Raw genomic sequence first — 12,603 nt, 5'->3', positions numbered from 1 at the left:
TATTAAAATATCAAGCACTAGTGACACGCTAGTCATTGGTGAAAGCGCTCAACTTCATGTAACGATTAGCCCTAATGATGCAAGCAACAAAAAATTCTCATGGGAAGTTGATGATAAAGTAAGCATTGATCAATCAACAGGTAAAGTTACTGCCCTTAAAGAAGGTCTTTCCACTATTAGAGCTATTGCCCATAATAGCACTGTAGTGGATGAGTTTGTAATACTTGTTATTGCCCCACATTCCATTGCTTTTAACAAGAAAGCTTATAAAATGATACTGTCTGAAAAAACAGGAAGAATTTGGCTAGACAGAAACTTAGGTGCATCTGAGGTTTGTAAAACCATTACAGATTCAAATTGTTATGGCGATCCTTACCAATGGAACGAAGCCAAAGATGGAAGCTATACTGCGATTACCCCTGATAAAACCAATAACCCTGCTGATATATTTGACTTGATACTAGGTTCTGTTGACTCTTCCGGTAACAGTGGAGTACCTTTTTCGATAGATAAAGGTGCTAATGATATTTGTCCAAGCGGTTACAGTGTGCCTACTTCTGAAGAATTCAGGCAAGAGGGCGGTGGTAGCACCTCAGTCTTTAATGGAAAATTGCCACTCACTGGCTATCGTAATGTTAGTGGCGTAACAAAAGAGGCAGACAACCAAGGTTTTTATTGGACAAGATCTACCGGTAGTGCGAACAATAAATCCATTGCACTTGTATTTGGCAAAGATGGCGTACAATCTTTTCCAGAGGAAATACACACCAAAGGTCTTCATATTCGCTGTATAAAGGATGCTAATATTGGTCCACCTATTATCACACCTAGTGTTGATGTATTGCATACTCACTTTGGCGCCCATATTACTCCGATCACATTTACCAATTTTGGTGCCGTTGCTACCAGTTGGTCAGTTGATCGACTTCCTGCTGGATTGCAAATGAATTATTCAACTGGAATAATTTCAGGTACACCGACCAAATTACAGCCAGAAATCCTCTATACTATTACTGCTGTTAATAATTTTGGCACCAGTTCAGCAGTCGTTCGCATAGCGGTAACCCCTGTTGCTGTGCCTGTTACCAGCATTCAATTAACACACAACACCAAGCGATTGAATGATAAAAACATTCTTCAGGTAGGTGAAATTGCTCAGATTAGTGCTGGCTTTACCCCTAACAATGCCACTATTCAAAAAGTTTCATGGTCGCTAACTTCTGGAAATGCAACCCTCCATACTGTAAAGGGTATAACAACACTTAAAGGTGTCCATAAAGGCACAGTAGTGCTGAGTGCAACTTCACTAGATGGAGGTAATGTTGTTTCTAGGTTGACTATCCATGTTATTGGCAGGGTTCTTGATGGCAAGACCTATAACACAGTTACCTCCCCAACAACAGGACGAATTTGGCTAGATAGAAACTTGGGTGCTGATAAGGTTTGTGGAAATGCTACAGACCCATTGTGTTTTGGTGATTTGTATCAGTTTGGGCGTTCTGCTGATGGGCATCAGGAGCGTTCTAATGGTAATATGACCTTACATCGTACACGTACAATAAACCCATCTAATGATAAAATTTATGGAATATCTCTATCGGCTTATGACTGGACGAGTGCTGACACTAAAGGGAATATTCGCTCTAATAAGTTTGATTCTATTTGCCCAGTTGGTTTTTCCGTGCCCACTATGCAGGAATTCAAGGATGAAAAAATAGGACTTAAAACTACTTTTAACAACTTTTTAAAATTGCCTTTATCAGGTAGACGAGATAGGGTTGAAGGAAGAATTGTAGGTGCTGGCACTGAAACCTTGTATAAGATGACACCTGACGAAGAGCTTGTATCTTCCTTGTTGAAGCCTGGGACTCCTCCCATGCATTCTATTCCAGCTTCTGGTCGATATTGGACTGGCGACCTTGTTGATGATTGCAAGCCTGAACTTAAAGTTGTAGCCTCATCTTCTTGGGGTATCACAGTGGAGGGTCTTGGAACTGTACCGATAGCACTTAGAATAAATAGCTTGAGTTTTACCAATGCAAAAGACTCGGTTAGTTTTGAACAGGACCTTCCAAACCATGGTCTTAGTGTGCGTTGTATAGGTAATAAACTAAAGGAACCACCAAAGAAACCAAAGGTGTCACTAGGGGATTTTACGGGCAAGGAACCAGCAGGGGGTTTTATAGGTAACGATGATATTTATGAGATTGGGAATGGGAATGGGAATTATTCTGAACTTCCTGGGTATCGTACCAATCAATTAAAACAATACAACGAGCATTAAAAATATTTACCTTAAACCCCAAGATAGACATAGGATGATTTTTTTGAAAATGACATGAACGCAAAATACATTTTCACTTTTAAAAAATAACGATATATTTTTTTAATTTAAAAAGAGTTTTTCAAAGAATACATATTTGAAAAATATTTGGAGTATATATGAAACTAATAAAATTTAATTTTTTAACCCTAATTTTTAGCGTTTTAATAACATTGAATGTCGGCGTTGCAGGCTCTTTGTGCACCCCAGATAATGATGAATTTGATGATCGAATAGTAAAGCAAGAAGGTGAGAATCCAGAACTCCAAGTAGAGGATATTCCTACAAAAAATGACTTTACCGCCGTTTCTAAGAATATTGCCAATACTACAGCAGAGACCACTGAGGCTTTGGATGGAGCAATAATGGACACGGCTTTGCTGACTGCAGAAACAGCAGTAGAAGTTATAGGGGTTATTGGTGTCGTTATAACGGTGGGATTGATGATTTATCATATTGTAGAGGTTTTTGAGAATCCCAAGTCAACAACTATGGACAAAATATTATCTTTTATTGATTCGTCATTGGTATATAACATATTTGCTGCTTTCGGTCCTTCACCAGGAGACAGAATAGAGGCAAAAGTGGATAAGCAATTAAAGGCTATTGATAATATTGGCGAATACGAATCTCCTGATGCAGAGATTCGTGATATGGTTTCATTTGTGTCAAAAATTGAAAGTTCATTAAAATTAGGGATGGATAATACCGCTGATTTAGAAAAAATTTATTCCGAACATGGGAGGGAGTTGTCTATCATTTATATGAAGCAATATTTTAAATCTATTAAAAAATTACAAGAATTATTAACGAAAACATATTCCCTTCAATGGATGAAGGGCTCTCCAAAGTTTATTGCCTTGGATGAATTCCTTGATCACTCAATTAAAGGAATAACAACTACGCCACCTAGTATTTTGTCCACTTCAACACTTGCCTTATGTGGTATTAATGATAGCAGTAACCACACCTTAGTTTTGAAAAATATGAATCCAAAACAAATACAAGAATGTTTGGGCGATATTTTTTATGATTATAAAGCTCATTTTAGTGCTTATAAATTAGATGATATGATTACAATAAAATCACCTGATGGCACCGAAGGAATAACCGACATCAAAAAATTTGATATTAGCAAACTCCCTCACACAGAAAGCGATAAAAGTTATTCACTTTCTAAGTTTTTAGGTAGTTATGTGAAAACTTACAATTACTTTTTAAGCAACCTTAAGATCTCTTACGCCAATGCTTTTTACAAACAAAGAAAACAAGGAAGAGGAAAAATATGTTCTTCCATGAAAGACACTGCAAGCAAATTTTTAGAAAGAGCGAAAATAGAAGCACAAAAAATGACAAAAAAAATGTTTAGAGAGCGTTATGGTCTTAACAATAGCGGGCAGAATATGAATAAATATTGTTGGGACTATACAGCTAAATACGCTCATCCTCACTACGATTGTACTGTCGTTCCTTACAAACCAAAGAAAGATGAAATTCTTATTACCACCCTCGAAGGCATAAATAATCTATTCCTCTTTATAGATAGTCGAGTAGAAGAATGCCTTGATGGGCAAAGCGACAGTTATGTAGAGTTTGCTAAATTCTTGAAGAACGAGCGTATTACTCCACTTCTTGATATATCAGACACCGCTCAGTCGTTTACCAATATACTTCTTGGCGTTAAGTCAAACCTTTTGTTTTCTGTTAGGAAAAAGGCTAAAGCATTTAAGGTGAGTAACAAGAAATAATTTTTATAGAGACCTTTGCGTAAATAGGAATGATTGGCAAAATCCAATTTTTACCCAATTGGTGATTTCTTTAAACCTTGTCCTAGCAGAGTTAAGGCTGGGTTTAAAAAATCGCCAAGTGGGTGAAAAGTGGGTTTCTGATGATTGTTCCTATTTATGCAAAGGTCTCTTGTAATAACTCAAACACTAATTTTGTTTTAAATGCTGAGGTGTATTTGGTTCGTTTTTTTTACTATCTCTTTACTGCGTTTTTAAATTCATAATTTGTGGATATACTCAATAATGTTTTCAGGCAATAGCCCTGATAAATCTTGCTGGTTGCGTATTTTATTTCTAATTTGTGTGGATGAAATATCAACTAACGGTGTCTTGGAAAAAAATATACCGGTATGAATTTTTTGAGTGTCAGCAGTGCGTGGCAAAATTACCGGTTGGGCATAGTCACCAAACTGTTGATAGTCCTTCCAAGTCTCAAGCGTGTTAAAACTGTCTTGCCCAATAATCAGAAAAATCTTTTTATTTGGATAATCCTCCTTAATGTGTTTGAGTGTGTCAATCGTATAAGACGGAGTTTGTCTGTCAATCTCACGCGTGTCAATTTTTAAATCGTTAAATTCAATGAGTGCTAAATTTAGCATTTCAAGGCGCTGCTTATTAGAGAACTGCAAGGCATCTTTATGCACAGGTGCTTTACATGGCATTAGAAAAAGTTGGCTTAATGCCAATTCTTTTTTAATAGCACGAGCCGTTTTTAAATGTCCGTAATGTATGGGATCAAATGACCCGCCAAAAAAACCAATCATAAGGTTATTGTATGATTATTCAGTGTATACAACGCTCTCATAGCATAGCTTGGATTTCTTTTAGCTTGAGTGCATCAGTCGGATAAGCAATTAAACCTTGAGCCATATCATCAACAAACTTAACAAAAACCTCTTGTGTGTCAATAACAAGCCAAGCATTGCCATGCTTTTGTTCGTTCATCGTGGTTTCAATTTTTGAGCCGTAATCATGTCCGCAATGCAGCATTATATCGTCATCAACTTGCTTGAGTTTTTGCATAGAGTGATACAACGCTACACTGTTAGCCCCAGGTAGTGAGCAGTGTCCTGCGCCATAGACAAACAAGGTATCTCCTGCAATCAGATGTCCATCTAATAAATAGCAAATGCCACCCGCGGTATGCCCTGGTGTATTAATGACTTTAGCATTTGTTTTGCCTAGGCGCATTGTATCGCCATCATTAACTGTGTGCATTTTATTTTTAATTTGCAGATAAGGAATTTCATTGATGCCTGCCGTGATCTTTGCCCCTGTTTTTTCTACAATTTCATCAACGGCATTAATGTGGTCTCCATGCCAATGTGTGAGCCAAATATCGGTAAGTTGATAACCTTTATCGTTAACGCGTTGGATGAATAAATCTGCCTCCCAAGCGGGGTCAATAATAGCGCAAGTTTTTGAAGTGTGGTCAAAAATAAAATGAATAGAATTCTCATAAACACCTACATGGTAAAGAATTTCTAAAGTAAAAGTTTTTTCAGTGTACTTTTTTTCTAACATAAGTGTATTTTAACTTGACTAATTTAGCATACAGACTATAATTTGCATCTTTTGCTTGGCAACCAACAAATGGGGCTATAGCTCAGCTGGGAGAGCACGACACTGGCAGTGTCGGGGTCAGCGGTTCGATCCCGCTTAGCTCCACCACCGTCTTGATGCAAAAAAATATGTCGCCTTCGTCTATCGGTTAGGACCCCAGGTTTTCATCCTGGTAAGAGGAGTTCGATTCTCCTAGGCGATGCCATATTTAAAATGGTTCAGTTTGATAAAAACTGAGCCATTTTTTTTCGCCTTCAAAAAATGGGCGTCAAAATCCCTGACAATTTTTTAAAATTTCTTATATAGGCCCTCTTGAGAAGCCTTCGCCATTCCTTGCCGTCCATTGAGATATTAACGCCCAGTTTTTTAAGCGTTGAGTCTATACTTCACTAGCGTATTAAAAGCCTTGATTGGCATTAAAACTCTCTGGGCGTGGATACTTTTCTAAAGCATCATTAAATACGCCCATCACCAACTGTGAATCCATTGTATTGAGACCTTTGCATAAATAGGGATGATTAGCAAAATCCAATTTTTGCCCAATGGGTGATTTCTTTAAACCTTGTCCTACAGGGCTAAGGCTGGGTTTAAAAAATCGCCAAGTGGGTGAAAAGTGGGTTTCTGATGATTGTTCCTATTTATACAAAGGTCTCGTATTAGATATTTTGCTATGCCAATCAATAGCGGTAGCCATATAAACCATGCTACTTGCAATTTTGATATTGTACTCCATACATGGTTAGTATGCTTAATATCAAGTCCTTGAGGCTTGTAACTGTATTTTTTCTGTATCGTTGTATTGATTTGTTTAACTGCTAATGCTACCTTTAGACCTAATGCTTGACGATAGCATGCAACGGTGTTTAAACTGATTTTAAAACCATCTTCAAGTAGCTGTTGATGTACTTCTCTCAGCGTAAATTGGTATTTACCCAAACACCTTGGTAATATGATTTTTAATGGTTTGTTACCCGTGGGTTTGTCTGTCTTTCACGCTATCGCGACTTTTCCATTTTTACAGTATTGTAGGCAATGTTATATTTTTTTGACAATGGAGTTAAAAAACCCCTATTTTTGTCTGATTTTGTTTATAATCGTAGTGGTACCCCATAATTTATCATTTTTGTAAATGACTTATAGAGACCTTTGCATAAATAGAGGTGATTAGCAAAATCCAATTTTTGCAAAGGTCTCTTATAGCATTATAAATTTTTACAAAAAACTGTGTATTATTGTTAGGGGTTAAAAAACATATGCTTGGGGGTGAAAAAATTAAATTATATGCTTTAGGTTTGTTGCTTGTTAGTAGTTTTAATGTGCTAGGAGAACTTTGTTCGATTGATGAAGGTAAATATGAAATCATATCGTCAATTTATTTGTCTAAAAATGATACCTGTATATGCAAAGAAAAATATGAGTTTAGCCCTTATGTCTTTCAGGGAAAATTATCATCTACAAAAGAACAGGATAATTCCTTTGCAGATACAGGTACAGGAGAAAAGTGGCAGTGTGTTATGCCAAAAGACAACGCACCAAAAGACAACGAAGAACTATCAAGTTCTACATGGATAATACCCCTTTCTATATTTGCTGCGACTGCAGGTACATCGTTTGGCTATTATGCACTTAAACTAAAAAATAAAATATCTGATCTATCAGGCAGTACTCCAAATACAAATACAATTGAAATATCTGAAGGTGGGTATCTTGTCCCCACCAATCAAAATCCTAATCCTATGCTTATTACCAATACAGATTCTCAAGTGGATTTGGGAAATGTGTTAATTGATTCAAATCCCACAGAATATGCATATGCGTATCCTTCATTAAACCTTAGACCAAAAAATACAAGTTCTACAGAATATACAGATGCGTATTCTCCAACAGAGCTTGGAGCAATGGAACCTGTAAATACCTATGAGTTAGCAAATCAAGTGGGGAGTATTGAGAGAAGTGCTCGTTCTGAAATTAATGGGCGGAATGTGGCGTTTGATAAGGGGGTAAATGGTGCACCAGAGGAAATTTATTATGAAATTAATGAGCAGGAGATGCTGTCTGATGAGGAGATAAGTGCATTAAGGGAAAAAAATGCTTATCCTGAAACCAATGTGCAGGATATAGAACCAAGAGCTACCGCAGATACCAGAATAAGGGCTCGCTCTCCTGGCTCAAAAGGAGAATTCACTAAGATATCAAATGATGTAAATTCAGGTTCAAGCACTAAATGCGATGTAATCTGGATTGAGCATTGAGTGCTTGAACCTGAATTTACATCATTTGATATCTTCTAATTATTCATAGACCTAAAATACTGAAAAAACAGATTGAATTTTTTTGAAATTAATTTTTAATGGGTAGTTTAATAATGTTATAATTTTAGTACAATATGCAAGTGATAAGTGTTCATTTGCATATTGTATTATCTAATAAAAGGGGGTTATTATGAAACACACAAAAATGAAAGGTTTTACATCAATAAAATCAGATGATTTTGAAGGCAAGGCTGTTGATATTGTTGATATTGTTGACGGTGATGAGGTTGGATGGGGTCATCATCAACCACTTCCGATTGATGAAAACCCTATTACCACACAAATTATTAACGATGCTGCTGCCAAAGATCACAAACCCGCTAAAACAGAAGTAAAGATGGAAACGGGTGGTCCTTGTCTCGAAGACAAGGGCGATAATGTTGCTTCCGGTGATAATACTGGATGGTTCTACGATGTACCATTTCAGCATTTCGGCGAACAGGACACTACCATCTTGGAACTAGACAATAGCAATGATTTATCTCAGTATTTTACTAACTCGGATGATTTTCTAATATTAGAATTAGATGACATTATTGACTGTGGTGGTAAGGTTGCTCCTGAGGCTACTCCTGAGGCTACTACTCCTGAGACTACTCCTGAGTGCACTTCTGAGACTACTTCTAAGACTACTGTTGAAGTTACTCTTGAGGTTACTCTTGAGGGTGGCACTCTTAATGTTGGGATTACTGTTGAGGCCGCCCTTGAGGTTGCTTCTAGGGTTCAAACTTGGTTTTGGGGAGCTCAAGACTCTATTGACTTAGCAGTCATGTAAACAACGATTGAAAAAGCAATCAAAAAGCTCACTTAATTGTGGGCTTTTTTATGTCAAAAATAATACCAACTCGTGTCCTGTGCCAAATTTTGAAAATCACCACTCACATAATAATGTAGTGCCAATACGGCATTTTTCTGTTTTAAAAGAGACCTTTGCATAAATAGGAACAATCATCAGAAACCCACTTTTCACCCACTTGGCGATTTTTTAAACCCAGCCTTAGCCCTGCTAGGACAAGGTTTAAAGAAATCACCAATTGGGCAAAAATTGGATTTTGCTAATCATCCCTATTTACGCAAAGGTCTCTAAAAGTTATTTGATTTTATTTTTAACCGATTTAGGCTAAAAGTTTAAAATATTCTTGGTAAAAACTTTGATTAAAGTTGTGTTACGATGTTTTAGCATTCTTTTCTTTACCCAGTGTGATTAATTCTTTTGGTAAAAATAAGGGTTGAGATATATAGCCATGGGGCAACAAATTTCAATGACAGAAGCAAGGTAATAAAACGGCAGTTATTTGATGAGTTTTTGAATAAAAAAAGTTCTGTTTTATGTGGGGGTTTTTAGTGGTGTTTAAATGGTGTAAAATATCACCGTCCCGTTCGTCTAGTTGGCCCAGGACCTCAGGATTTCATCCTGATAACAGGAGTTCAAATCTCTTACGGGACGCCAAATTATAAAATTAAATATGTAAAGATCTTACAAAATGCTTACATGAATCAACTTAATATTATTATTCCAGATAGACTTATCGGACAACGCATTGATAGTGCGCTAGCGATAATGTTGCCAGATTACTCTCGTTCTAAAATCACCACTTGGGTTAGATCAGAGAGTGCTTTTATTAATGATAAAACCTTTAAACCTAAAGACAAAGTGTTAGGCGGTGAGATTGTTAAGCTGAAAATCAAGCAAGAAAAAACCAATGATTGGGTGGCGCAAGATATTCCTATCGATATCATTTTTGAAGATGAAGACATTATTATCATTAATAAGCCAGTCGGCTTGGTGACGCACCCTGGCGCGGGTAACTGGCGTGCTACATTGGCAAATGCATTGTTATATCATGATCCATCATTGGCTAAACTTGATAGAGCGGGCATTGTGCATCGCTTGGATAAAAATACTTCTGGTTTAATGGTGGTAGCACGCAGTGAATTAGCGCAAAAAAATCTAGTTGAGCAATTGCAAACACACAGCGTAGCAAGAGAATATAGTGCTATTGTTTATGGGCATATGATTTCAGGTGGTACGGTTGATAAGCCTATCGGGCGTGATGCAAAAGACCGCATTAAACAAGCGGTGAACGAAGATGGCAAGGATGCTATTACGCATTACCGTGTGATTGATAGGTTTGGACACCATACGCATGTTAAGGCAATTTTGGAAACAGGACGCACTCATCAAATTCGTGTGCATATGTCGCATATAGGACATCCACTGATTGCTGATACAATGTATGGTGGCAAGATTCGTTTCCCAAAGAAGGCAGATGAAGTGCTTAAAGACGCACTTAAAGGATTTGATCGTCAAGCATTGCATTCCAAAAAACTCACATTAACGCACCCGATTTTAGGGCAAGAAATGTCATGGAAAGCACCATTACCAAAAGATATGCAAGCGTTAATTAAAGTGTTACAAAAATATGACCCAGCTTAGCGCTAGTTTTCCAAGTAAGGTCAAATACCTTTCAACCACACGATACTTAGAAGGGGGCGCAAGTGTAGAGGGTTATGAGAATTTTAATCTCGCAATGCATACGCTTGATAATGTTGAATCAGTTATACATAATCGAGCATTGCTTGTTCAGCATTATAATTTGCCCAGTGAGCCAAAATGGCTAAATCAAACCCACTCTGAGATTTGTGTAGATGCCCAGTCAAATGATTGCGAAGGCGACAGCGTTATTACTTGCAAGCAAGGTGTGGTTTGTGCAGTAATGACCGCTGACTGTTTGCCGATTTTTGCATCCAATCAATCGGGCACACAAGTAGGCGTGGCACATGCAGGTTGGCAGGGGATTTTAAACGGTGTGATTGAGTCATTCATCAAGGCCTTTGATGAACATAATTTATTGATACATTTTGGTCCAGCAATTTGTGCAAAAAATCTTGAGGTCGGTAGTGAGGTATTTGAGTGCTTTATCACTAAGAATAAAAAACTGAGTGCGGCCTTAACGCAAAAAGGCGATAAATATCACTTAGATATTTATCAAGCCGCGCGAATTATTCTGAACGATTTGGGTGTTGATGCTATTACAGGTGGAGACCAATGTACTGTTGAACAAGATAAAACCTATTTTTCCTATCGCCGAGATGGTGCTAACTCAGGGCGAATGGCACACCTTATTTGGATAGATTCTTAACGATTGCTTGTTTAAAAATAGGCCCAAAAATATATAATAGTGGAAAACCCACTAACCAAGCAATGCCAAAACTGGATAACCATTTTTCAATGGTTTGGTCGTTCCAACCGATATTCATATAAGTCACAACAAATGACATAATGCCAATCATAAATAGCGACATAACGATACTAAATCTTAAATGTATACGCTTCTCCATTTTCTTTTTTTCCATCTTATTTGCCTTCCTTTGTTTTTTCCTTGCCAGAGATAGTGAAATCCAACTCTTTAGTCTCAGGGTTTAGATGATAATAATGTAAGGCTTTTTGCTTGCGTTGTTTTTGTTGTACCACGCAACCAATAGTTTCAAAATCGTCTTTGAGTTCAATTTCGTCGTGCTGAGTACTGAGCGGGACCAAAAATTTTCCGTTGCCTCGTTCAATGTATTGACGAAAATACAGTTCGTTGGCATAACGCACTACGGCGTAGGCACGGTTGTGGATTTGCATGCCAGGGTCAATAATTAAAATGCAGTTTTCACTAAACTCAGGCTCCATCGTGTTGCCCAAATTTTGCAAGGCAAAGGGTTCTGAATTGGTACCACAATTAGTTTCGAATATTTCTTTACTCATTTTATTTTTGGCAACTCTTACAATAGAAGGTTGAGCGTTGATTTTGGATAATGCGTGTTATTTTACTACCACATTGCATGCACTTTTCATTTTCACGCCCATACACCGACAAAGTCTGTGAGAAATATCCAGGTTTGCCATCCACCGCAGAAAAATCTTGTAAAGTCGTGCCACCTGCAGCGATTGAGCGTAACAAAATTTCTTTAATGCATTGGGTTAAAATTTTGTAATGTTTTTTGCTCACGCTATTGGCTTTGCGTTCAGGACCAATCCCGGCTTTATGCAAACTCTCACAAGCATAAATATTGCCCACACCCACCACAATTTTACTGTCCATAATAAAGGACTTAATATTTTGTTGCTTTTTGCGTGAGCGGGTGTATAAGTGTTCATTATCAAACAACTCGCTCAGCGGCTCAACACCTAAATTATCCAACAAAGAATGTGTGCCATCTTTAGAAAACAACACGGCACCAAAGCGCCTTGGGTCGTTCAAACGCAGTCTTTTTCCGTTTGTAAATACCAGCTCAAAATGATCGTGTTTCTCAAGTGGCGTACCATTACCCACCACTTTAATTGAGCCACTCATACCCAGATGAATAATCAGTGTACCTACCTCAAACTTAATCAACAAATACTTGCCTCGCCGCTGTATTTTATCCACACTTTGATTTGACAGTGTTGTTACTAAATGCTTAGGCATATCCCAGCGCAAATTGGCTCGATGTAAGTACGCACGCTCAACCGTCTGATTAACAATCAGTGGCTCAAGCCCTCGTTTTGTGGTTTCAACTTCAGGTAGTTCTGGCATACTTATGATTTAATTAACTAAATAACGAATAAAATAACCTATTATAATAGTCA

12 protein-coding genes and 3 tRNA genes are annotated in these 12,603 nt (G+C 37.5%); 9 read left to right on the top strand and 6 right to left on the bottom strand.

Features of this window, described 5'->3' with window-relative positions; all coding sequences use genetic code 11:
- Both BBROOKSOX_RS01435 and BBROOKSOX_RS01430 read left to right on the top strand, forming a co-directional pair.
- Positions 1-2,284: Ig-like domain-containing protein (locus BBROOKSOX_RS01435; protein WP_180323806.1), on the top strand; the 2,284-nt coding region annotated here is incomplete at its 5' end.
- 158 nt (positions 2,285-2,442) lie between these two features.
- A complete protein-coding gene (locus BBROOKSOX_RS01430; protein ID WP_139659374.1) occupies positions 2,443-4,071 on the top strand; it encodes a hypothetical protein in 1,629 nt (542 codons plus the stop codon).
- A gap of 257 nt (positions 4,072-4,328) precedes the next feature.
- Here BBROOKSOX_RS01430 and nadD read toward each other — a convergent pair whose 3' ends face one another.
- Positions 4,329-4,874 carry a nicotinate (nicotinamide) nucleotide adenylyltransferase gene (nadD, locus tag BBROOKSOX_RS01425; RefSeq protein ID WP_139659371.1) on the bottom strand — a complete coding sequence of 182 codons (546 nt, stop codon included), beginning with the start codon at positions 4,872-4,874 and terminating at the stop codon, positions 4,329-4,331.
- 37 nt (positions 4,875-4,911) lie between these two features.
- Complete coding sequence (locus tag BBROOKSOX_RS01420) at positions 4,912-5,634, bottom strand: MBL fold metallo-hydrolase (RefSeq protein WP_139659369.1); 723 nt, start codon at positions 5,632-5,634, stop codon at positions 4,912-4,914.
- Between the two features lie 71 nt (positions 5,635-5,705).
- Here BBROOKSOX_RS01420 and BBROOKSOX_RS01415 point away from each other — a divergent pair.
- A tRNA-Ala gene (locus tag BBROOKSOX_RS01415) sits at positions 5,706-5,781 on the top strand.
- Positions 5,782-5,803: 22 nt separating this feature from the next.
- Positions 5,804-5,878: transfer RNA gene (locus BBROOKSOX_RS01410), tRNA-Glu, on the top strand.
- Between the two features lie 362 nt (positions 5,879-6,240).
- Here the strand turns inward: BBROOKSOX_RS01410 and BBROOKSOX_RS01405 are convergent.
- A complete protein-coding gene (locus BBROOKSOX_RS01405) occupies positions 6,241-6,609 on the bottom strand; it encodes a hypothetical protein (RefSeq protein WP_180323805.1) in 369 nt (122 codons plus the stop codon).
- Positions 6,610-6,905: 296 nt separating this feature from the next.
- On the opposite strand from BBROOKSOX_RS01405, the gene BBROOKSOX_RS01400 reads away from it, so the two are divergent.
- The 5 genes from BBROOKSOX_RS01400 to pgeF all read left to right on the top strand — a co-directional run bounded on the left by BBROOKSOX_RS01400 (position 6,906) and on the right by pgeF (position 11,128).
- The gene (locus BBROOKSOX_RS01400) at positions 6,906-7,925 is read left to right on the top strand and encodes a hypothetical protein (RefSeq protein ID WP_139659367.1); all 1,020 of its coding nucleotides are present in this window, start codon (positions 6,906-6,908) and stop codon (positions 7,923-7,925) included.
- Positions 7,926-8,115: 190 nt separating this feature from the next.
- A complete protein-coding gene (locus tag BBROOKSOX_RS01395) occupies positions 8,116-8,760 on the top strand; it encodes a hypothetical protein (protein WP_139659365.1) in 645 nt (214 codons plus the stop codon).
- A 598-nt stretch (positions 8,761-9,358) separates the two neighbouring features.
- A tRNA-Glu gene (locus BBROOKSOX_RS01390) sits at positions 9,359-9,435 on the top strand.
- Between the two features lie 42 nt (positions 9,436-9,477).
- Positions 9,478-10,422, top strand: coding sequence for a 23S rRNA pseudouridine(1911/1915/1917) synthase RluD (gene rluD, locus BBROOKSOX_RS01385; RefSeq protein WP_139659364.1), 945 nt, complete (start codon positions 9,478-9,480; stop codon positions 10,420-10,422).
- Positions 10,409-11,128 carry a peptidoglycan editing factor PgeF gene (gene pgeF, locus BBROOKSOX_RS01380; RefSeq protein WP_139659363.1) on the top strand — a complete coding sequence of 240 codons (720 nt, stop codon included), beginning with the start codon at positions 10,409-10,411 and terminating at the stop codon, positions 11,126-11,128. The genes rluD and pgeF overlap by 14 nt, the downstream gene beginning before the upstream one ends.
- Here pgeF and BBROOKSOX_RS01375 read toward each other — a convergent pair.
- The 3 genes from BBROOKSOX_RS01375 to mutM are packed head-to-tail and all read right to left on the bottom strand — an operon-like array spanning position 11,109 to position 12,550.
- Positions 11,109-11,342, bottom strand: coding sequence for a DUF2798 domain-containing protein (locus BBROOKSOX_RS01375; protein ID WP_139659362.1), 234 nt, complete (start codon positions 11,340-11,342; stop codon positions 11,109-11,111). The two genes, pgeF and BBROOKSOX_RS01375, sit on opposite strands and share 20 nt — an antisense overlap.
- Before the next feature lies 1 nt (position 11,343).
- Positions 11,344-11,739, bottom strand: coding sequence for a S24 family peptidase (locus BBROOKSOX_RS01370; protein WP_139659361.1), 396 nt, complete (start codon positions 11,737-11,739; stop codon positions 11,344-11,346).
- A gap of 1 nt (position 11,740) precedes the next feature.
- Entirely contained in the window at positions 11,741-12,550 is an 810-nt protein-coding gene (mutM, locus tag BBROOKSOX_RS01365) for a bifunctional DNA-formamidopyrimidine glycosylase/DNA-(apurinic or apyrimidinic site) lyase (RefSeq protein ID WP_139659360.1), read from the bottom strand.
- Positions 12,551-12,603 lie beyond the last annotated feature (53 nt).

This window comes from bacterium endosymbiont of Bathymodiolus sp. 5 South, from assembly GCF_900128535.1.
In the GTDB taxonomy this organism is placed as follows: Bacteria; Pseudomonadota; Gammaproteobacteria; order PS1; family Pseudothioglobaceae; genus Thiodubiliella.
The sequence above is the reverse complement of the archived record's forward strand: the minus strand, read 5'-3'. Positions and strand labels throughout refer to the sequence as shown.

Excerpts from the sequence above, each read along its gene's own strand:
- nadD (WP_139659371.1), bottom strand. The coding sequence starts at position 4,874 with ATGATTGGTTTTTTTGGCGGGTCATTTGATCCCATACATTACGGACAT.
- BBROOKSOX_RS01420 (WP_139659369.1), bottom strand. The coding sequence starts at position 5,634 with ATGTTAGAAAAAAAGTACACTGAAAAAACTTTTACTTTAGAAATTCTT.
- pgeF (WP_139659363.1), top strand. The coding sequence starts at position 10,409 with ATGACCCAGCTTAGCGCTAGTTTTCCAAGTAAGGTCAAATACCTTTCA.
- mutM (WP_139659360.1), bottom strand. The coding sequence starts at position 12,550 with ATGCCAGAACTACCTGAAGTTGAAACCACAAAACGAGGGCTTGAGCCA.
- BBROOKSOX_RS01370 (WP_139659361.1), bottom strand. The coding sequence starts at position 11,739 with ATGAGTAAAGAAATATTCGAAACTAATTGTGGTACCAATTCAGAACCC.
- rluD (WP_139659364.1), top strand. The coding sequence starts at position 9,478 with ATGAATCAACTTAATATTATTATTCCAGATAGACTTATCGGACAACGC.
- BBROOKSOX_RS01395 (WP_139659365.1), top strand. The coding sequence starts at position 8,116 with ATGAAACACACAAAAATGAAAGGTTTTACATCAATAAAATCAGATGAT.
- BBROOKSOX_RS01375 (WP_139659362.1), bottom strand. The coding sequence starts at position 11,342 with ATGGAAAAAAAGAAAATGGAGAAGCGTATACATTTAAGATTTAGTATC.
- BBROOKSOX_RS01430 (WP_139659374.1), top strand. The coding sequence starts at position 2,443 with ATGAAACTAATAAAATTTAATTTTTTAACCCTAATTTTTAGCGTTTTA.